The sequence below is a fragment of the Metabacillus sediminilitoris genome (assembly GCF_009720625.1).
GTDB lineage: Bacteria > Bacillota > Bacilli > Bacillales > Bacillaceae > Metabacillus > Metabacillus sediminilitoris.
In genome coordinates this window covers 269,706-292,500 of sequence record NZ_CP046266.1, presented here as the reverse complement: position 1 = coordinate 292,500, position 22,795 = coordinate 269,706, and the positions used below count along the sequence as shown (strand labels likewise).

14 protein-coding genes and 2 riboswitches (1 of these 16 running past the window's edge) are annotated in these 22,795 nt (G+C 35.8%); of the genes, 3 read left to right on the top strand and 11 right to left on the bottom strand.

The features are described from left to right. The 5 genes from GMB29_RS01565 to GMB29_RS01545 all read right to left on the bottom strand — a co-directional run. A protein-coding gene (locus GMB29_RS01565) for an NCS2 family permease (RefSeq protein WP_155443820.1) crosses the window boundary here: on the bottom strand, positions 1-1,164 show its 5' portion. It extends 159 nt beyond the left edge of the window; the window shows 1,164 of its 1,323 coding nt (coding positions 1-1,164); it begins with the start codon at positions 1,162-1,164; its stop codon lies beyond the left edge, outside the window. 144 nt (positions 1,165-1,308) lie between these two features. After that, a riboswitch (purine riboswitch) is annotated at positions 1,309-1,410 on the bottom strand. Between the two features lie 82 nt (positions 1,411-1,492). Continuing rightward, on the bottom strand, positions 1,493-3,013 hold the full coding sequence (gene guaA / locus GMB29_RS01560) for a glutamine-hydrolyzing GMP synthase (RefSeq protein ID WP_406600329.1): 1,521 nt from the start codon (positions 3,011-3,013) through the stop codon (positions 1,493-1,495). A gap of 201 nt (positions 3,014-3,214) precedes the next feature. Beyond that, a riboswitch (purine riboswitch) is annotated at positions 3,215-3,316 on the bottom strand. Between the two features lie 30 nt (positions 3,317-3,346). Next, positions 3,347-5,557, bottom strand: a complete 2,211-nt coding sequence (locus GMB29_RS01555; protein ID WP_136358417.1) for a DUF4129 domain-containing transglutaminase family protein — start codon at positions 5,555-5,557, stop codon at positions 3,347-3,349. Next, positions 5,554-6,774 carry a DUF58 domain-containing protein gene (locus GMB29_RS01550; protein WP_136358415.1) on the bottom strand — a complete coding sequence of 407 codons (1,221 nt, stop codon included), beginning with the start codon at positions 6,772-6,774 and terminating at the stop codon, positions 5,554-5,556. The genes GMB29_RS01555 and GMB29_RS01550 overlap by 4 nt, the downstream gene beginning before the upstream one ends. Continuing rightward, on the bottom strand, positions 6,774-7,736 hold the full coding sequence (locus GMB29_RS01545; RefSeq protein ID WP_136358413.1) for an AAA family ATPase: 963 nt from the start codon (positions 7,734-7,736) through the stop codon (positions 6,774-6,776). The genes GMB29_RS01550 and GMB29_RS01545 overlap by 1 nt, the downstream gene beginning before the upstream one ends. A 218-nt stretch (positions 7,737-7,954) precedes the next feature. Here GMB29_RS01545 and GMB29_RS01540 point away from each other — a divergent pair, with 218 nt between their 5' ends. Beyond that, complete coding sequence (locus GMB29_RS01540; protein WP_136358411.1) at positions 7,955-9,928, top strand: methyl-accepting chemotaxis protein; 1,974 nt, start codon at positions 7,955-7,957, stop codon at positions 9,926-9,928. A gap of 68 nt (positions 9,929-9,996) precedes the next feature. Here the strand turns inward: GMB29_RS01540 and GMB29_RS01535 are convergent, their stop codons facing one another. The 4 genes from GMB29_RS01535 to GMB29_RS01520 all read right to left on the bottom strand — a co-directional run bounded on the left by GMB29_RS01535 (position 9,997) and on the right by GMB29_RS01520 (position 15,582). Then, positions 9,997-11,136, bottom strand: coding sequence for a CAP domain-containing protein (locus GMB29_RS01535; protein WP_319941462.1), 1,140 nt, complete (start codon positions 11,134-11,136; stop codon positions 9,997-9,999). 157 nt (positions 11,137-11,293) lie between these two features. Beyond that, positions 11,294-12,103, bottom strand: coding sequence for an endonuclease/exonuclease/phosphatase family protein (locus GMB29_RS01530; RefSeq protein ID WP_136358407.1), 810 nt, complete (start codon positions 12,101-12,103; stop codon positions 11,294-11,296). Positions 12,104-12,106: 3 nt separating this feature from the next. Then, positions 12,107-13,753, bottom strand: coding sequence for a PTS transporter subunit IIBC (locus GMB29_RS01525; RefSeq protein WP_136358405.1), 1,647 nt, complete (start codon positions 13,751-13,753; stop codon positions 12,107-12,109). Positions 13,754-13,914: 161 nt separating this feature from the next. Further along, positions 13,915-15,582, bottom strand: a complete 1,668-nt coding sequence (locus tag GMB29_RS01520) for a glycoside hydrolase family 13 protein (RefSeq protein WP_136358403.1) — start codon at positions 15,580-15,582, stop codon at positions 13,915-13,917. Between the two features lie 390 nt (positions 15,583-15,972). Between GMB29_RS01520 and GMB29_RS01515 the strand changes: the two genes are divergently transcribed. Both GMB29_RS01515 and GMB29_RS01510 read left to right on the top strand, forming a co-directional pair. Continuing rightward, positions 15,973-16,992: a LacI family DNA-binding transcriptional regulator gene (locus GMB29_RS01515; RefSeq protein ID WP_136358401.1), complete on the top strand. Its 1,020-nt coding sequence runs from the start codon at positions 15,973-15,975 to the stop codon at positions 16,990-16,992. Positions 16,993-17,158: 166 nt separating this feature from the next. Continuing rightward, entirely contained in the window at positions 17,159-17,536 is a 378-nt protein-coding gene (locus tag GMB29_RS01510; RefSeq protein ID WP_136358399.1) for a PH domain-containing protein, read from the top strand. Between the two features lie 133 nt (positions 17,537-17,669). On the opposite strand, the gene GMB29_RS01505 is transcribed toward GMB29_RS01510, so the two are convergent. Together GMB29_RS01505 and GMB29_RS01500 are read right to left on the bottom strand one after the other, a co-directional pair. Beyond that, positions 17,670-20,015: an Ig-like domain-containing protein gene (locus GMB29_RS01505; protein ID WP_136358398.1), complete on the bottom strand. Its 2,346-nt coding sequence runs from the start codon at positions 20,013-20,015 to the stop codon at positions 17,670-17,672. Between the two features lie 353 nt (positions 20,016-20,368). Next, positions 20,369-22,495, bottom strand: a complete 2,127-nt coding sequence (locus GMB29_RS01500; protein WP_136358396.1) for a glycoside hydrolase family 3 protein — start codon at positions 22,493-22,495, stop codon at positions 20,369-20,371. Positions 22,496-22,795 lie beyond the last annotated feature (300 nt).

Here is a 22,795-nt window from a genome sequence, read left to right as displayed (position 1 = left end):
AATCGTAAAGAATGCTGGAACTGCAATCTCAAGACGATTCCAATCAATACTCTTTAATGATGAAACCATTAAAATACCAACTACAATTAAGGCTGGTGCTGTTACAGATGGTGTGATAACACCTAATAAAGGTGATAAGAAAAGTGCTAATAAAAATAGAATCGCTGTAACGACAGCTGCAAAACCAGATCGAGCACCAGCAGCAACACCTGAAGATGACTCCACATAAGCAGTAGTTGTTGATGTACCCAAAATTGAACCAATTGTCGTCGCTGTAGCATCAGCAAACAACGCTCTTCCTGCACGCGGTAATTTATTATCCTTCATTAAACCAGCTTGATTTGCAACCGCCACAAGAGTACCTGCAGTATCAAAGAAATCAACAAATAAAAATGTTAAAATGACAACAAGCATTTGAAGAGTAAAGATTTGATCGAAATTTATGAAAGCTTGTCCAAATGTCGGTTCTATACTTGGGACAGCACCTACAATTTGTTTTGGAATATCAATTAAACCAAAGATCATTCCTACTATTGCAGTAAGAAGCATTCCATAGAAGATCGCTGCTTTTACTCCACGTATCATTAAGATGACCGTAATGATGACACCAAAAATCGCTAATAATGTAGCACCGTTGCTGAAGTCCCCTAAACCAACTAAAGTTGCATCATTGTTTACAATAATTCCAGCATTTTGAAAACCAATAAAAGTAATGAACAATCCAATACCTGCGCCCACAGCGTGTTTAAGTTCTGCTGGTATTGCATTAATAATGGTTTCTCGAAGACCAGTAAGAGTCAATAATATAAAGATAATTCCAGAAACGAGTACACCTGAAAGAGCTGTCTGCCAAGGTATTCCGTATGTAAGTACAACAGTAAAAGCGAAAAATGCATTTAATCCCATTCCTGGTGCTAATGATATCGGATACTTTCCAATAACCCCCATTATTAATGAGCCAATTGCTGCAGCGATGGCTGTTGCAACGAAGACAGCACCTTGATCCATTCTCATTGCATCTGGCAGATCAGGTACAGCCTGTAAGGAAAGTGTAATAGGATTAACGAATAATATATAGGCCATTGAAAGGAATGTTGTTAATCCCCCTATAATTTCACGTCGGTAGTTTGTCCCCAATTCATCAAATTGAAAGTACTTTTTCATAATGTTGAAACCCTCCTTTATTTGGTAGCATGCGCTATTACGAAATAAATAGACGAGTCTAAGGTGAGTTATTTAATAAAAATGAAAAAACGCTCCATGATTCGGAGCGCTTGACATTTAAAATATTAACAAAAAGGACTTTTCACCTATTTATCAACACTTCGTAGTCAAGCTCTTTACGGCAGCTTGGTAGAAACTTTCGGGCCATATCCCCAATATTATACGACGTATTTCGACTTATTTAATTCAACTTTATTCTATCAGCCCATTTTCTCAGCGTCAATAAAAAACGAACATTACTTGGTATAATGTTCGTTTCGTTCGTGTTTTATTCCCACTCAATTGTTGCAGGTGGTTTACTTGTAATATCATAAACAACTCTGTTAATATGTTTAACTTCATTCACAATACGGGTTGAAATTACTTCTAATACTTCCCAAGGGATTCTTGCCCAATCAGATGTCATTCCATCAATTGATGTTACCGCACGGATACCGATTGTATAATCATATGTTCTTGCATCTCCCATAACTCCAACACTGCGAATGTCAGGTAAAACTGTGAAGTATTGCCATATATCCCGTTCAAGTCCAGCTTTTCTGATTTCCTCACGTAAGATATAGTCTGATTCACGAACAATTTCAAGTTTTTCCTCTGTAATTTCACCTAGAACTCGAATTCCAAGACCTGGTCCTGGGAATGGTTGTCTCCATACAATTTCATCAGGAATGCCAAGTTCTGTTCCTAAAGCACGAACCTCGTCCTTAAATAATGTGTTTAATGGCTCAATCAATTCAAATTCCATATCTTCTGGAAGTCCGCCAACATTATGGTGAGATTTAATTGTTTGAGCTGTAGCCGTACCACTCTCAATAATATCAGTGTAAAGTGTACCTTGTGCTAAATAGTCAATTCCTTCTAATTTAGCTGATTCATCGTCAAACACGTAAATAAATTCATTACCAATGATTTTACGTTTTTGTTCAGGGTCTGATACACCTTTTAATTTATTCATGAAACGATCTTTCGCATCAACTTTAATTACATTCATATTGAAGCCTTCTCTGAATGTCTTCATTACACCTTCAGCTTCATCTTTACGTAATAGTCCATGGTCAACAAAAATACATGTTAATTGGTCGCCGATTGCTTTATGGATTAAAACCGCAACAACTGAAGAATCGACTCCACCACTTAACGCACAGAGAACTTGTTTATTTCCTACTTTTTCTTGAATTTTAGCAGTTTCAATCTCAATGAAGTTCTCCATTGACCAGTTTCCTGCACACTCACAGATTTTAAATACAAAGTTTTTTAATAAATGGTTACCATATTCTGAGTGACGTACCTCTGGATGGAATTGAACGCCGTAAAATTTACGTTCTTCATTACTCATCGCTGCATACGGACAAGAGATACTAGTTGCATCAACCTGGAACCCTTGTGGGATTTCTTTCACAAGATCTCCATGGCTCATCCATACAACTTGTTGCTCTGGTAATTCCGCAAAAAGTGAAGACTTTTCTTGAATATCAATTGTTGCTTTTCCATATTCACGATGATTTGCCGGTTCAACCACTCCACCAAGTGTATGGGTCATAAGCTGCATTCCATAACAAATGCCTAGTACAGGTACACCTAGATCAAAGATAGCTTCATCACATTTAAATGCATTTTCACCATATACACTATTAGGACCACCTGAAAGAATAATCCCTTTTGGATTCATTTTTTTGATCTCTTCAGCAGTAAGGGTATGCGGGTGCAACTCACTATAAACGCCAAATTCACGAATACGACGAGTAATCAATTGATTATATTGACTACCGAAGTCTAATACTACTACCATTTCTTGAATATTTGCCAAAATCGTCACCTCATCCGTTTAATCACTTCAAAATAAAATATTTATACTAAGAAGACTCTAACGCATCAAACTTTAGGACTTACTATTATTTATCTGCGATATGCTTTAAGATTATGTCTAATTAGCAAAAAAACTAGATTCCTGCCCTCCAATATAAAAAGAAGGCAGAATTCTAGTTTCATGACGAACTTATTCTGCCTTCATAGTCAGGTTATTATCGGTTACCCGGTAGAAACTCTCGAACCATATTATCGAGTATATATGAAGGAATAAATATTATAATTTTTATTATTCTATCAATCTCTTAATAGATGGTCAAGATGAACTCCTTTTAATTAAATTTTCCCACAATTCAACTGATTTTATCCATTCCTCTTTTGCATTATAACGGCGATATAGGGCTCTTTCATAGCGTTTCGTTAATGTTGTCATCTGTTCATTGTGAAAATACCTATCAATATCATGAGCATATTCCCTTAATGTTTGACCTTCTTTTCTTTTCAGTCCGAGACGCTCGTATTGCTTTAATAAAGCATCGTACGCCTGGAAAAACACTTCTTCATCCGCTCGTTTTTTGTATTTCTTAATGTTCATCAATGGTAGCCACTTTATTCTTGTTTTATAGATTGTAAATCCCGCTAGAACAATCATAACGATTGATCCATATACGAACCAACCACCTAGTCGAATATCAAATAAATTTAATTCCTTATTTTCAGGTGATAATGAACGATTTTGTTCTTTGGGCTCTTGCACCTCAGGAGTTTCTTTTTGTTCTTGTTCTATTCTTTTTTCTTGCTCTTCCTTTTGTGCTTGATTCTCTGTATTTTTATACTCATTCGTTAATTCATAAGGATTTTCAAACCCTTTTGTTGGTTCAAATGGTACCCAGCCAACACCTGTAAAGTAAACTTCCACCCATGAGTGCGCATTATTATTTGTCACTTGATATTCTTTTTTATCATCATTAATATTTTTAATGAAATCCCCTTCTGTGTATCCCTTCACCCATCTTGCAGGAATATCAAGTGAACGTAATAATACGATCATCGATGTTGAAAAGTTATCACAATAACCTGCGAATGTCTCAAAGAGAAATTGATCGACATAATCTTGATCTCCCGCTGGGATTGCAACATCCTCCGTTTCATATGAAAACTCGACTGAACCTAGATAATTCTCAATTGCTTTTGCTTTATCGAATTGATTATTTTCTTTCTCGGTAATTTGTAAAGCTAGTTCCCTTACCCGTTCAGGCAGCGATTCCGGGAGTTGAGTATAACGATCAATAAAACCTTCCGGAACATCCGTAAATTCTTGCTGCTTCTTCATCTCATTGATTGGATAAGTTGGGAGTTCATAATGAACTTGATAAGCCATAAAATCTGTTCTAGAACCCTCATTTTCTTTAAAAGGAGTAATCATTTCGGTATTTTGATTAAGGAAATAGCTCATATCATTTTCCGTTTCAATCGATGTTAGTCCTAAGGGATACATAACATGGAGATAACGATATCCTTCATCAATCGAAATAGAAGCTTCTAAGCTTTTCGTTGCAACTCTTTCATCTGTCCAATTGAGCTGATTTTTTACATTTGTTAATTCTTCTAAATCCGCTTCAGGATCTGATACATCCCATCCTTTACCTGTATAAACATCCTTTGTTTCTACTCGCCAATAATGGCGGTCAGCAGATACATGTGTAAAAACTTCTTTATCATCCGCTACAAAGCCGCCACCAAGCTTCTTATCATTTTGACTATAACCGATTTTCTTAAGACTGCCTTCAACTTCCCCCTCTTCCTCACCACCAATGGCTGTAATGAACGGAACTGGATCCGGCCACTGTGGAGAAGCTTTAGGAGCTAATATAGCAAGGAACAATGACAAGATAATAAAAGCAAATAGTGGTAATATCCAACGAAATGAGGTGAATCTCTGCAAATATAAGTTTTCAACCATTTTTAAGCGGTCAAAATAAAGTAAACCGATCATAAAGAAACCAATTAGCACCGTTCGTACAATGGCAAATGTAGCGTCATATGGTGTAAAGGTATCTAGTATGGTTATATATAGTAGGGTTAATACAAAGAAAAACAATATTCGCCTTTGATAGAGAATCCAATAATGAATCAAATAAACGAGTAACCATAATAAGATAAAAAACAAAAGTGTACGATAAGAAGATGTCATACTCATCCAATCAGCACTTTGGATGAATGTCATATTCCCTATAATATCTTTCTTTAAATTTTCCACCCATAAGAAACTAAAAAATACACCTTCATAATAAAGCCCATTGAGGAGAAATAAAATAACAATTAGTTTCACTGGAAATGTAACGTACCAACGCGCCTTTAGAAAAGTTAAGAAAAAACTAATTCCGATGAAAAAGACAAAAATAAACGTGTTTGCTGTATCCGTAATGGCTTGAAGGGGCCGCAGCCATTCCCACAGCAATAAAAAAGCAAATAAATAATAAACAAAGGCAATTGTTTTACCATCATGAGAAGTTTGAGTATTCAAGATCTGCTCACCTCTCTTATCCCTTTTGGACCCTCTAAATCATTTACTAGTTTTACATCAATATGAAGCTTTTTCAGTCTGTCTATCAAGACATTTTCTTCTTTTGTGAGGAGCTGCTTTTCATATTTCACAACAAATAGCTTGTACATTTGGTTCCGGCCTGAAAGGTTTTCAAGTTTTCGTACCAAATCGATTGTCAAATAACTTGTAACAATCATGTGTGTAACATGTTTCATTTCCGTCTTACCTATATCACTTTTTAAAATTGTGGCTAAACCTGTATGGCTATCACATTCAACTAATGCTAAATGATAAAAAAGATGTCTAAGATGTTCCTCATCAGACTGCAATGGAAAAACTTGCTTGTATCTGCCGACAGATACGAGTCCTACACGAGCCCCGCTTTTCATCATTGTCCGTAATAAAGAAGCAGTATATGTAACCATTGTTTCAAATAAAGCAGACCTTTCGCGATCCAATATAATCATGACATCATGACTTTGCATTTGTTCGAACTCTTTGGTCATAATCGAATCTCTTCGCGCGGTTGCTTTCCAATCAATGCTGGATAATTTATCACCAGGCTGATATTCCCTTACACCTACTGCCATCGTAGAGTCCTGCCAATATGTTGCCAGACTCGAGGTTGAGCCTTGTTCAAATTCTCTTCTTGTCGGGCTGTAAACTAAATCAACATATGAAGGATAGACGAGAAAATAATGTTTCACATCAACATACACTTCTTTTTCGATTAAGCCAAAAAGATCACCCGTCTTGATACGAATCTTTGTAAAGTGATGCTCTCCACGAGGTATATTTTGAATGGAATAACTGAAAGAAACTTTTCTTTTAAACCAAGGAAATAGCAACTTCTTTGGTTCTTCTATTTTATTACTTCCTTGCAGTTTCTTAGAAATCACATCTTCTACTATTAGATAAAATAAAGGAAAAGGAACTTTTCTTTTCACCGTTATCGTACCTATAAGTTGTTGACCGACAGTAAATTGTTCTTGATTAATTATTCTTGTTACTTGAAATTGACCAATAGGATAAATCAATAATAAAAGCGAGTAAATCGCAAAAGGTGAAAAACTATAAAAAAGGAACCAACTGACAAATCCGCCTTGAAACATCGCATAGCTAAACGCGGCTAACGTAAAGAACAAGAGGGAAATTAACTTCCAAGCTGTATGGATCTTATTGAATGAAATTTTCATTAACGACTTAACGACCTTTGGACTGGAACATTTGTTGATACGATTAAATCATTTACTAATTCATCCGCTGATTTCCCCTCAAATTTCGCTTCAGATCTTAAAATAATGCGATGTGGCAGGGTATACTGTGCTAAATATTGAATATCATCAGGAATGATATAGTCTCTACCAGTAATAAATGCATATGCTTGTGCAGCCTTCATCAAGGCAATGGATGCACGCGGACTTGCTCCTAAGTAAACAGATGGATGCTTTCTTGTTTTACTTGTAAGATCAATAATATAGTGCTTAATCGTTTCATCTACATAAACCTTTTGAATTTCACTCTGCAGCTTTATTAATTCCTCTTTCGTTATGACACTATCAATTTTATGAATTGGCCTTTCTTTTTCCGCTAATGTCAGAACTTCATATTCTTCACTTTTAGTTGGGTAGCCCATCCTTAATTTAAATAAAAACCGATCCAGCTGTGCTTCTGGGAGAGGATATGTCCCTTCATAATCAATTGGGTTTTGTGTTGCCATGACAAAGAAAGGCTTAGCAAGGATTCTTGTTATTCCATCAACCGTGATGCTTCCTTCCTCCATCCCTTCTAATAAAGCAGATTGAGTTTTCGGAGAGGTACGGTTTATTTCATCAGCTAATATTACATTCCCAAAAAGGGGTCCCTCACGAAACTCAAACTTTTGATCCTTCGGGTTATAGATCGATACACCTGTAACATCTGAAGGGAGTAAATCTGGCGTAAACTGAATTCGTTTAAACTCTACTCCAACCGATTTTGCCAAGGCACGCACCATCATCGTCTTCCCTACACCAGGCACATCTTCTAGTAATACATGTCCATTTGCAAGTAATGCAACAAGACTAAGTATACTTACATCTCTCTTACCAATCATCACATTCCCTATATTTTCAATAACTAATTTTAGTTTTGGATGCAATTCTTCAATTTCAGACATTCTTATCCTCCTAGGATGAATTTAGAGCATAATCTCATTATAGTATTCTGAAAAACTTAGCAAATACCTGTTGATTTTTGCAATCTATCCAAGTTTTTCTATATGTTAGAGTTAAATCTCCCTTTGTTTGTAGTAAAAAAATCCTAGGATCAAGATTTTTTATACGGTATAATTGTCAAATAAATTACGCAACTTCTGCCGTAAAGGGGACAACATGAATGTTACAAACAAAATCTTTGAACAAAAAGCTACTATTTACCCTTTGTTCAACCTCAATTATCCCATTAACTTTGTTAAGTGGGATTCTTTTGTACTATAGCAATCAAGGTTTTTCTACACTTATAAACCAAAGCCAGGAATCTACTAAGCAATCTGTCATTAATAGTCTTGATATAGCTTCAAAGGAACTATTGGATCTTACAAAAATATACGCTCAAGATCCAGAACTTATCGAGGCTTTTCGCTCTAATGATCGTGATTCGTTAGCTAGTACGGCGAAATCCTTTTTTGACCGACTTCAAGAAGAGCAGAACTTAAATGTGTTTGAATTCGGTGATAAAAATGGCATGGTCTATTTCAGAGGACATAACCCTGGAAAATTTGGCGATGATAAAAGTGATCTTCCAGCCATACAAGCAACGTTAAACGGAGAAGATCTTTCTGGTTTTGAATTTGGCAGCAGCGGGTTAGCAATTCGAGCTTTTGCACCTATTCGATATAACAATGAAACCATCGGTACGTTACAAACTGGGGTTGATGATCAGTTTCTAAAAAACTTATCACAAACGAATGACGGTGTACAGCTTGATCTTTATAATGGAACAGGAGAATCAATTGTTTCATCTAATAAAGAACACATTGGCACCATTCTTACTGATCAAGCTTTGATTAAACGTGTCCTATCAGGAAAAGAAATCGTACAAGAAAATGGAGAAGCTCTCCGAACATTCATACCAATGTATGATCCTACAAAAACAAAAGCAATTGGAATAATTGGAATCACCCAAGATATTTCCATCATTAAACAAGTCGAAACAACTACAAAGTGGGTAACTGTAATTGTAGTGGGTCTCACATTACTACTTGTTTCGATTATCGCATTCTTTTTTAGTAAATCAATTTCACATCCAATAAAACAATTAGCTTATTTTATGAATGAACTTGCCAAAGGAAAGTTGGATAAACGATACCAAGGGAAAAATAGAAGAGATGAAATTGGACAATTAACAACTTCTATCCTGCAAATGCAGAAAAATTTTAAAGAAATAGTCATGCAATTGACAAATTCAGCTGCTGTGATTAGTAAGCATAGTACACTTCTTACCCATTCATCACATGAAATCAGTGAAGGCAGTCAGCAAATAGCAGCTACCATGCAAGAATTGTCACATGGAGCTGAATCACAAGCAAATTCATCATTAGAATTAGCTGAATCAATGACGGAATTCTCAAAGAAAATTGAGTTTTCATCAGAAAGTGGTCATGAAATATCTTCAAAAACAAAACAAGTGCTAAGCTTAACAACTAAGGGAAATGAACTTATGTCACAATCTGTTAATGGTATGAGTAACATCCATGAAATCGTCAAAGAGTCAGTTGATAAGGTACAAGCTTTAGATGAACAAGCAAAACAAATTACCGGGATGATAAAGGTTATTCAGGATATAGCTGATCAAACCAATTTATTAGCTTTGAATGCAGCCATAGAAGCAGCTCGAGCAGGAGAACATGGTAAAGGCTTTTCTGTAGTGGCAAATGAAGTACGAAAACTATCAGACCAAGTAAAACATTCAATTAATGATATTACGCAAATGGCAAACAATATCCAACAAGGTTCCAAACATGTAACAGACTCCTTACATGAAGGTTATAAAAAGGTCTCAATAGGGGCAACACAAATTCAAACAACAGGAAAAACGTTTGAGGAAATAACAGATTCTATTTCCTTTATGGCAGATAAAATCAATGATATCTCTACAAACCTATCACATATTAAAAATGAATCAACAACAATCCATGCTATCGTAGAAAATATCGCATCATTTTCAGAGGAATCTGCTGCAGGGATTGAAGAAACAACAGCATCAGCCCAACAAACAAGCAATTCTATGGAACAGATCAGCCATAATGCAAAAACATTAGAAAAACTAGCAATCAATTTAAATGAATTAGTCCATAAATTTACACTTTAGTAAATCAAAAAGGACCGGACCCCGCTTTTCTTTTTATGTAAGGGTTCGGTTCTTTTTTGTATTTTATGTCATTGTGTTAAAAAGTTTTCCGTATAATATGGACGTGATTCTTCATTAAAGGCAACACCAACACCTAGCGACTCAAAACCTGATTGCAAAATGTTTTCCCTGTGGCCAAGAGAGTTCATCAAACCTTCATGAGCAAATATACTGCTAAGTTGACCTGTTGCAAGATTTTCTCCAGCAATACGAAAGGCAATATCGTCTTCCTTCATTCGGTCAAATGGTGATTGACCTTCAAGATTTGTATGGTTGAAGTAATTGTTGTCAGCCATATCTTTACTATGGTTACGGGCTGTTTCTCGTACCGATTCTTCCCAAGAAAGAATTGACAGACCATGATTGACTCTAGCCGCATTTGTCAGGTCAAACAATTGATATTCAAAGCCTTCTTTCAGCTCCTCACTTGGATCAGTAAAGTACTCTGCTTTTTGCTTTTCAAGTTCGTCACTAATGATTTGAATAGCTGTCACAGTCTTATTTTCATGTTTATCATAAAAAATGGTGACAAAATGGTTATCTATGAGAAATGTGTCATATTCTTGATTGTTCTGAATTTGATATGATACAAGTCCTTTTCGAATGCTTTTTAGAGGTTCATTTAATTTTGAAAGGACGATATCTCTTGAACTTTTAAAAGTGATGTCTTTTGTTGAAGATACTAAATCCTGATTTGTATATAGCCCACTTACTTTATTTTGCTGATTATATGCTACCATAAAGAAATTTTGGTAGTTATCATGATACGTAACCCAATTTACACCATATTCATTCAAGGAAGAACGCTTATGCGTGCCTACTTTCCCTTCTACTTCTGAACGGTCGTCACCTAGTTCAACATTATGAACCGAAAATGATTGTTCTGAAGGAGAATCCAATGTAGGTTTTTCAACATTCTTTTGAATCGGTTGTTCCTTATCTGAAAGTTGATCCGTAAGTTCGCTGATCAATAGTTGAAATTCTTTATTCAATGTCTCAAATGCAGCCATTACTTCCGGATTCTCTTTTATACCGTTAACATCTGAGCGAATGTCTTCAAATACACCTTGAACACCAAATTGTTTGAATGTCTCTCCATAAAAATGCCAAAGTCCGCCTGCAACGAGCAATAAAAAGATAATATTTCTTACTTTTGGCAAAATGGACACTCCTGTCTTCATTTTATTTATTTTATAATAAGTATATCAATTTTTTACTAGTCCAAACAAATCAATGGGTTACAATCACAGTATGTTATAAAGATACGCAAACAAAAAACACCTTCAAAGCGTATCAAATACGACTTAAGGTGTTATTGTTTATAGGCTATTCTAAATCATTCTTTTCTAATTCAACTTCAATTTCTACACCAAAATGATCTGAAATAACAGATTTGGACTCACCATTAAAAATAACATTTGAATTTTTTATCCGACGAGGCTGACTTGTTAAAATAAAATCGATTCGTAAATCATGTTTATTTTGATCCCATCCTGCTATCTTTCCTTTAACGGTTATACCCTTATCCTTTTCTTCAGCAAGGTTAAACGTATCATAAAGACCACGGCTCATCAAATAGTCATAGCCTTCTCCCTTAACAAATGCATGATTATTAAAATCGCCCATTAAGAAGTAAACTTCGTCTTTCTGAACAAATTTTAATAGCGAATCTACTTGATTTTTAAACGGTTCTTCTTCATCATGCCACCAGCCAAGATGACATGAATAAAATGCGATCGGTTTATCATGATAAGAAATGTTTGCCCCGACTATTTTTCTTGTTTTCCAGTAGTTGGTATCTTTATTTCCCGATACAAAAAATGAGTATGTTTCTAAGATTGGATGCTTTGTTAAGATGGCAAGGCCTTCCTCATATATTTCATAACCTATGTGGGAAAAGTCCCACACAAGTTGATAATCGGCTACACCAAGCTTTTGAAGCTCATTTAATAATACAAGTCCAAAATTCCCCTTTTTGATATTCCCATCAATGATTTGCTCATTCACCAATTGACTTACCTCTTGTAAAGCAATGACATCATATGATTTTTCTTGAATTGTTTTTGCAAGAATTTTTATTTTAGCTATCTGATTTTCTTCTTGCCACGAATGGCAGTTTAAGGTTAATAGCTTCATCCCTTATACCCCTAAGTGATCTTGAATATCTGATTTTAATACGTCTGCTTTTGGACCATAAATCGCTTGTACCCCTTTATCTTTTACAATTAATCCTAACGCCCCGTTTTGCTTCCATTGCTTTTCTGCAGAAACGGCATTTGCATCTTTTACAGTTACACGTAAGCGGGTCATACAAGCATCAACATCTTCAATATTTTCTCTACCGCCTAATAATCCGATAATTGTTGTAGCAAGTGAGTCATCATTTGTGCTTGCAATATTACCTTCTTGAGTTGATTCTCCATTTTCCTCTTCAATATAGTTTCCTGCACGCCCTGGAGTTGGGAAGTTGAACTTCTTAATTAAAAAGTTTGCAACAAAGAAGTTTAATCCGAAAAAGACTACGCAAGCGATCACAAAATTCAATAAGTCTAACCATAGACCTGCTTTAATAATCATTGGTGTTCGTGTTAAAAGTTCAATAATACCAAATGAGTGAACACGAATATCAATAATATCTACAATGGCGAAAGCCAGGCCCGTCATAATGGCATAAGCGATATATAAGACTGGAGCAGCAAACATGAACATAAACTCAATTGGTTCTGTTACACCTGTTAGAAATACAGCAAGTCCAGCAGATAAGAACATAGACGTATATTTCTTACGCTTATCCTTATCAACATTACGGTACATCGCGAAGGCAATTCCTATTAATGCTGCACAGGAAAGAATCATTTGACCTACTTTAAAACGAGCAGGCGTGACATCATTTAATAATTGTTTATAGCTTTCCGTATCCCCAGCTGCTAAAAAGTTATTTAAGTCAGCAATCCAAGCAAGCCATAATGGATCTTGCCCCGCAACAGTTTGTCCAGCACTTGAGCCTGTCAAGATTGTGTACGTTCCTCCAAGCTCTGTATAGTTCATCGGAACCGTTAACATATGGTGTAAACCAAAAGGTAATAGTAAACGTTCTAATGCCCCAAAGATAAATGGAGCAATAATTGGTGCTGTATCACGAGAAGACGCAATCCAACGACCAAAATCATTCAATAATCCTTGAATAAACGGCCAAACGACGGCTAAAACGACAGCGGTTACAACAGAACCGGCAATGACAACAAATGGAACAAATCGCTTACCGTTAAAGAATGAAAGTGATTGTGGTAATTTATTATAATTATAATATTTGTTGAATAGATTGGCTCCTAAGAAACCAGAGATAATCCCTACAAATACTCCCATATTTAATGCTGGTGCACCTAGAATAGACGTGAAATAATCTTTTACAATTAATTCACTTCCAAATAAGGATTGAACGGTTGCATCAGGATCTGCTAACATATCACTGTTTACACCAAAGATAGCTCCAGTAATCCGATTAATCAAAATAAAAGCAATTAATGCTGCGAAAGCACCGCCCGCACGTTCTTTCGCCCAAGAACCACCAATAGCAACAGCAAACAATACGTGAAGGTTAGTAATAATCCCCCAACCAATATCCTCCATAACACGTGCAATTATTTGGATGAGTGCCAAATCGCTGCCTGTCATACCAACCAATTTCCCAAGAGAAATCATAATTCCTGCTGCAGGCATAACTGCTACAACAACAAGTAAGGCTTTACCAAATTTCTGCCAAAAATCAAATGAAAGAAATTTCATTTCTTATATCCTCCCTATATAGTTCGAAACAAGAAGTAAATCATATTCCTAGGCAAACGTTTGCACATTTGCTTGTTTTAAGTCCTTCATAATGAAGGAACATGAGATTTTATAGCTTAGACTTACTTCATTGTTTCAAAATTAGATTTATTAATAACTACCTACTTTAGTCGATAAACCCTTGCTTCATAAGGTCTTAAGTTAATGTTTTGAATAGCTTCTTCCTCGTTGACTTCATAATTACTAATCAACAACTCTGGTGATTTAAACGGTAAATTTACTGGCAAAATAAAGTCTGCTTCTTGTGGGAATAAGTTTGTCATAACAAGAATTTTCTCGTTTTCAAATGTTCTTGTATACGCATAAATTTGTTCATGATTTTTTAAGATAAGATCATAAGAACCATAAACAAAGACCTCATTCATTTTTCGTAATTTTATAAGTTTCTTATAATAATGATAGATTGATTTTCGATCATCTATCGCTTGTTCAACATTAATTTGTACATAATTCGGATTTACTTTCAGCCATGGAATACCATTTGAAAATCCTGCATTTGGTTCTTTGCTCCATTGCATTGGTGTCCTAGAATTATCTCTGCCACTCATCCAAATGATCTCCATAATTTCTTCGTGGAGTTTGCCATTTTCCTTTTCAATTCGATATAAGTTTTTAATAGCGACATCATTGTAATCTTCAATGGAAGGAAATTGAACATTCGTCATGCCAATTTCTTGTCCTTGATAAATAAACGGTGTTCCTTGCATGAGAAAATACATCGTAGCAAGGCATTTAGCAGATTCAGCCCAGTATTCTTTATCGTTTCCCCATGTTGAAACAGATCGCGGCTGATCATGGTTTTCTAAAAATAAAGCATTCCAGCCATTTCCTTCTAATCCTTTTTGCCATTTCGTAAGTGCGCTCTTTAAAGCATGAATATCAAGGCTATTATCTGCACTTTTATTCCAAAGCTCTAAATGCTCGAATTGGAAAACCATATTAAATTTCCCTTTTTCTTCGCCAACCCAAAGACCAGCATCCTCTACAGTCACCCCATTAGCTTCTCCTACGGTCATAATGTCATATTGATCAAAGGTTTCACGTTTTAGCTCATCAAGAAATAGATGAATTCCAGGGCGGTTCATATGCCCTTCAAAGGATGGCACATATCGTTTATTCTCTGGATTTATTATATCTGGGAATCCAGGTACCTTTTTAATATGTGAGATAGCATCTACACGGAAACCATCAATTCCTTTATCTAACCACCAATTAATCATTTTATATAAATCTTGGCGGACATTTGGATTTTCCCAGTTTAAGTCAGGCTGTTTCCTTGAAAATACATGCAGATAGTATTCCTCTGTATTCTTATCATATTCCCATGCAGAACCGCCAAATATGGATTCCCAGTTATTCGGCTCATCACCATCTTTACCAGGATGCCATATATAATAGTCTCGGTATGCGCTTTCTTTCGATGCACGTGCTTCAATAAACCATGGGTGCTCATCAGACGTATGATTAATAACGAGATCCATGATAAGTTTCATTCCTCTTGCATGAATTTCCTGTAATAACTGATCAAAATCATCGATTGATCCAAACTCTTTTAATATATCTTGATAGTCACTAATATCGTAACCGTTATCATCATTGGGTGATTTATAAATCGGACAGATCCAGATCACATCTATGCCTAAATCTTTTATATAATCAAGTTTTGAAATAATTCCTTGGATATCGCCGACCCCATCACCATTTGAATCCATAAAGCTGCGTGGATAAATTTGATAGGCAACGGCTTCTTTCCACCATTTTTTCATCATGAAGCCCCCTCTCTTACTTAATTAAGAGATTAACATATCCATTTTATTTGCGCAATCGTTTGCGCAAAAGTTTTTTTGGTACATTTTAAAAACTCCTTTTGAAATAACATCTATTTTATCTTGGTCAAAGTGTGCTCACGCTTATCATTGCACATATTCAAATATTTAACTGTAAAGATCTCTTTTTTAGTAGTGTATGATTATATAGGAACTTCAAGATGGTTAATGATAAGATAGGATTTAAGGCTATGAACCCGGACAGATTATCGTTATTATAATTAGCGATAATTTCCACAATCCTAAAATGAACAAAAGAATCTTACAAATACATATCTTTCATAAATTTTTATAGATGCAGTACGTTAACTAGGAGATTTGGAGTGAATTTTTATGGCAGTAACAATTAAAGATGTCGCGAAGCTTGCAAATGTAGCCCCATCAACCGTTTCGAGGGTCATTGCAAACAACCCTCGTATTAGCGAACAGACCAAAAAGCGCGTAAGAGAAGCAATGGAAACGCTGGGATACCATCCAAATTTTAACGCCAGAAGCCTCGCTATTAAAAGTACGAAAGCAATAGGTCTTGTGATGCCAAGTTCAGTTGATAAGGTCTTTCAAAACCCCTTCTTTCCAGAAGTTATAAGAGGTATTAGTACAATGGCACATGAAAGAGAATTTGCCATTTATATGTCAACCGGACAAAATGAGCAGGAAATCTATGATGGTGTTGAACGAATGATTCATGGAGGTCGGGTTGATGGTGTCCTCCTTCTTTATTCACGTATAGATGATAAAATTATGACCTTGCTGCAGGAGAAGAAATTTCCTTTCTCAGTGATCGGTAAGCCATATCAGCATTCTGAGCACATTTCTCATGTCGATAATGATAATTTTAGAGCTGGCAAAGACGTGACTGAATATCTCATTAAGCTTGGCCATAAACAGATTGCCTTTATTTGTGGAAGTTTAGATCTAGTTGTGACCATTGACCGTGTACTCGGGTATAAGAAGGCATTAGAAGATGCAAATATTCCTTATCAAGATGAGTATGTCGTTCAAGAAGAATTCCTAAATGATGGCGGAATGGCAGGATTTAAGAAGCTTATGACATTGCCAGCCCCCCCGACAGCACTTATTGTAAAGGATGATTTATTATCCTTTAGCATTATGGGCATGATCGATAAAATGGGGCTTTCAATCCCTGAAGATATTTCACTCATCAGTTTTAATAATTTGATGCTGAGTGAATTCACAAGACCTCCATTAACTTCAGTTGATATCGATATTTTCAAACTCGGTTATTATGCGGCTGAATGTCTATTGGATCAACTTGATAGCCCCGATCAAGAGGTAAAACAAGTCATTGTGCCTCACACATTAATTAAACGGCAAACATGTCATCGCATATAACCGCATGTTTTAAATAATACGTTTAAATCATAACAAAAGGATGATATATTTAACTCTAGGTGGAAATACTTGGTATCGACCTCCGGGTAGCTACTACGCTTTTTGTAATTGCATTACTGGGTATTTGCCCAATAATTCATAAATAATTAATTTAGGAGGAATGATGATGGGATTATTGAGTAGTCTTTTAGGAAATGCCTCTACCGTTGACAAAGAAGCTGTAGCAAGTGAACTGCAACAAATATTAGCAGCTGGTGAAGAAGTAGATGTTGCTTTTAAACTAATTAGGGATTTAATTGTTTTTACGGATAAGCGCCTATTACTAGTCGATAAGCAAGGTCTTACTGGTAAAAAGATTGAATATCATTCCATTCCTTTCAAAAGTATTTCCCACTTTAGTATAGAAACAGCCGGACACTTTGATTTAGATGCTGAATTAAAAATTTGGATTTCCGGAGCTCAAACCCCAGCAATCGCAAAACAATTTAAGAAGGATAAAAGCATTTACGATATTCAGAAAATATTAGTTGCTGTTTGCACATAATGGTATAACAATTACTAATAATAGTAAAAGAGGCTTCCCAAAAGGTTTACATAGCTTTTGGGAAGCCCTCTTTTTTATATTGAAAAGATTTTAGCAGCTATCACTTATTTCTTCTTTTCATTTTCCATCAAAATTATTTCACTTTTATTGAAGCAGCACTGCTTATGTTGCCGGAAGCATCCTTCGCATAAACGGTTAAGACCGTCCCTCTCTTTTGTTTCCCTATACTTACAGAAAATGTACCTTTTGAGGTAACATTCGCAGACTTTAAAAACGTTTTTCCACGGTAAACAGAAATTGTCGCAAACGTTTCTGCCTTTCCTGTTAAGCTGCTTTGCTTGTAAGTTATACTGTTCAGAATCGGTTTACTCGGTGCAATTTTATCAATAACAGTTAACGAGATTGCTTTACTACTATTTCCTGCCGAATCTTTAGCAATAATCGTTAATTTTGTACCTTGTGTTTGTTTTGGAATGGTAACCTTGAATTTACCGTCGCTAGCCGCTTTTCCTGATCCTACCGTTTTTGTTCCATTACTAATGATAATAGAGGCATTTGCTTCTGCTTTTCCAGTGACGGTTACAGCCAAATTTGAAATAGCATCTACAACTGGACTAGTAGGAGCTGTAACATCCTTTACAATTACATCTAAAGAATTTTGATTTCCTACAAGATCTGTTGAGTAAACTGTTAAGAGCGTTCCTGCCTTTTGTACAGGTATTTTCAATGAGAACTTCCCATCTACTCCTGCCGTACCAGTTACTAGAGATGTAGTACTTCTTTTAATTGTTATCGTTGATAATGGTTCAGCTTTCCCCGTAATCACTGTACTTTTATCAGTTACACTATCTGTTGTTGGTTTTACTGGTGGCGTATGATCAACAGTAATTTTTGATTCGTATGTCGATAAATTACCTGCCAAATCCTTTGTAATGACAGATATTGGATAGTTCCCACTTGGAAGCTTAGACGTATCCCAGTTCGTTATGAAATCTCCAGGGATGTTACCTGAGTAAAGAACTAGCCCATTTGCCGTTACTGTAACTTGTGAAATATGATTGTCACTAACATGACCACTTATTGCAACAGAATTTTTCACAACAGACGGTAGACGAGTTATCTTTAAAACAGGTGGTGTCTGATCTAATGTCAAAACCTTTCTAGTAACAGCAGATTCAGCACCCCAACTTGCCACCCATTTTGCCTCAATTGATTTTTCTCCATCTCCTTCAGTCAATAGAAACTGTGAAGAAGGCAATTCCATCCACTCATTTCCTGGTTCGCGAATATATAAGGAAACACCATTTAGAGAATATGATTGAGGCTGCAAGGTTACATATCTTGAATTAGTAAAAATGTTTCCTTGGTTTAATACAAAATCAGATGTCGGCAAAACTGGATAGCTCGATATGACGTTTACTGTTGAGCCGACATACATTCTTTGACCATTACGTTCTAAGTCAAATGAAAATGTATGATTTCCTTCTGAAAAAAATGACAGTTTGTGAGAGAACGTTTTAGTTTGTCCTGGTTGGATAACTTCCTGATTATTTAACTGCAGACGTACACCTTCTAATTCAGGTTCATCATAAAATTGTATTTCAATATTAGAATCATTAGTCCAAGCAACTGACTCATTATTCTTTACTTGAAAATTCCAGTTGGCTTGATTTCCAATTATATATTGATTAGGGATCGAATAACCTAAAAAGGTTGTAGCTGGAAGGAAAAAGCTGCTCCATGTCTTTGAATAATTTCCCTCTTGATCCTTCGCGATTATTTCAAAGGTAAAACCAGATGTGGTCCTGTTAAACAGATCAGGTATCTCAATTTCTGTTTCCTTTGTAGAATAGTAATCAATCCATGAGCCAGATAAATTTTTAAACTTTATTTGGTAGGTTAAATCTGTTGTTGTATTATCTTGTGAAGATGTCCACTTCACTTTGTTTCCCTCTATTCTCACTTGTTCAGGAGCGCTTGGCGCAGTTACATCTTGCAGCGTCATGATTGTTTCAGGAGAATCCTCGAATGTAGAATCGGGATAATACGCTCTTACTTTAAATCGATATGCTCGACTAGATTCTACAGCTTCGTTGGCCATGTAAAGTGCTCTCGGATCATCTGCTAATTCTTCTCCGTTTCCATCGATATGAAAATGACTTTGATTACTAGTTATCTCTTCCTCTGTCGGAAATATTCCTTTACCTTGTGATGTCCAAGACGTTTGTAACCCGACAGGAATTTCATCATATTGCTTCCCATTCCATAATAACAATGAATAATGTGTAGCTTTGTGCATTGTTGTCCATTGTAGATCCAATCTGCCCTTCCCACTATTTACACCATATGTTACCGTTGTTCCTCTTATTGTTAGAGGAGGTTGATATGGCGTATTTTCATATGCATGTGTGAAAGATGGAATAATTGCTGAGGAAAATAGTAATAATGTAATAATCAATGAGCCAATTCTTTTAAGCATAATAGCTCCTCATTTCTTCTCGTTTTTTTACTCTAAGAATATATGATTTGCTGAAAAAACACCCAGTTCGAAAGGCCTATTTCAAACGGAAAATAGTATGAAATTCAAACTTTTATTGCCTGTTTATAGATAAGGAGACATGTTAGGTTTTCCAAACCGCATTCCATATAAGGAACAATGGCACCAAACGTTAACATAAAAAGAAGCAGAGATATCCCTGCTTCTTCCAAATCATTTCTTTAGTAAATACTCTTCTGACAATCAACATTAAAAAAGGCCTTTCATCTGTTCACTGAGCAATGAAAGACCTTTTCTCATTTTTAAACACATATTATCATTAAAATAAACACTTATTATGCATATGTTAGTCCATGACCGAGTTTATAGATATTACCATCGCTATCCTTATATGCATATGATTGTCCTGCAGGCATATATTTGTCCTTATCATAGCCAGGTACATCATTTCTTGACACAGATTCGCCATTCTGACGAACCGCGATTACATCCTCACTTGCTGGTAATGTCAATGGTAAAACACCTACTGGATTACTATTACCTGCGATAACTTCAAGCTGTGCATTATAGAAGGTATCATATCCAGCGATTAATGCATCTGCCATTGGTTCAATATTTCCAAGTATCCATGGCAATGTTACATTAACACTCATAACAACTTTTCCACCACGGCTATGAAGGCTGTTTGTCACTTCTTTTAAATGATCCATACCAGTTATAGTCGTTTCCTGATACAATGAGCCATCTAAAGCTGATACTACTTTATCCTCACAAATCTCAAGCTCTAATAGTCCAGGTGTCGCGTTGAAGTAAGAGCCTGATTTTGGATGCAAGAAAATGATCGCTACGTCAGCTTCTTCATAGTTATCTATCATCGTAAATAGGCCGAGCTCTTGACATTCTTTTCTTGCTTGCTCAGTGTATTTTGTTGCTCGTTCTACTTCCTTGTGTAATACTTCCACATAAATCTTTTTATTATTAAGCTTTTCAACTGTTAATGGTAACGTCTCATTTTGATTTTTAAGGATCGTTACAGATTTTTTATGTCCTTCATAAGCTGCTTCCCAATTCGCTATGTTGCTAACTACAACTGTAGCCTCTTCTGGTGAATTATATGTGCGATCATCAAAAATACCTAACGTAAACATTTCAGTAAGGAGTCGTACATTCGCTTCATTAATACGCTTTTCACTAATCCAGCCTTTGCTAACAGCGATTTTAAGATTTTCTATATCATTTGTGTCAGCAACGATATCTGTCCCAGCATTAATTGCTTTCGCAAAACGTTCAGCCTCGCTTAATTCTTCTACTCCCCAGCTCATATTATTTACAATACCACTGTCACTATTAATATAGCCTTTAAAACCAAGCTTGCCTCTTAGAATATGGTTAATGAAATAGTGGTTGAATGTGAAGCCTACTTCTTCAAATGGAATGTCTTCGCCTTCAAACTCTTGTACCACACTCTTCTTGATGCTTGGGATCGAATAATATGGCATGATAGATGATGTTCCATGCTCTACCGCTGCTCTAAATGGTGGTAAGTGATATTTTTCTAAGCTGCCTGGAGTTGGGTAAAGATTCCACTTTCCTTCTTTATAGTGAGGGTCAAATCCATTCTCCCTTGCTCCTCCACCTGGGAAGTGCTTCGTTGTCATTGCAATACTGTGCTTCCCTAATTCCTCACCTTGGAATCCGTCAATAAGACGACCAATAGCATCAGAAATAAATTCTGGATCTTCTCCAAACGTACCATACGTACGTTGCCATCTCGGATCTGTAACAGTATCCGCCATGTACATATAACCTTTTCTAATACCAGTAGCATCCCACTCTTTGCGAGCGATTTCAGCAAATTCGCTAATAAGTGATGCATCGCCACCGTTTTTAATCTCGCCTTTAGCTGCCGCTGCAAGTCCTAAAGTTCCAGGCCATGTAGAGAAAACTCCTCCTGCATCATTCATACCAAAGATAGATTCTGCATTTTCATTTCTTGAATTCGATGTAACCAAGCAAGGAATACCTAAGCGTGTTCCCTCAGCAATTTCATTCATTTTATTAATCCACTCTGCGATTTCAGATGGACTAAAGTTGTCTCTTAATATAAAGTGTCTTAAATGTCTTTTCTCAATAGTATGTGTTGTTCCATATACTTTTGATTGTGCGAAGATATTTTCCCCTTTTTCGATAATTGCCTCGTCTAATACACCATCATGACTTGTCTTTTCCTTATCTTCCTGAGCAAGTCCCATTTTACGTGAATTAATCAGCATCATACCGATTTTTTCATCGATATTCATCAATGAAACTAGGTTCTCTGCACGTTCTTTAGGGCTCAAACGCCAATCCTCGTAAGGATCTAGCTTCCCATCATTATTTAAATCTTTAAATTTTAATCCATCCACTTCAATGATTTTCTTAGCTCTAACTTCTAATTCTGGTTGGTTATGATTAACTTCCACTACTATTCCTCCTAAATATCGTTTATCTGTATATATCGCATCTATATGATTCTTTTGGCTATTCTACTGTTAGATGATTAAAAATCTTATGATAGGGTGCCCACTCTTTGTTTAATAAACTTCTGCTAACAAATGAATACTACGAAAATTGCCAATATGGTATTAGTCATGCGGTTGATTATTTATCACTATCTGAATGGTAAAATGGTTTTTCAGATGTCCCTATTATTCCCTATACATTCTTAAAATTTTTGTTAGTGCTTTCATTCATAGTGTTATAATAGCAACAAAAAGTTAAAA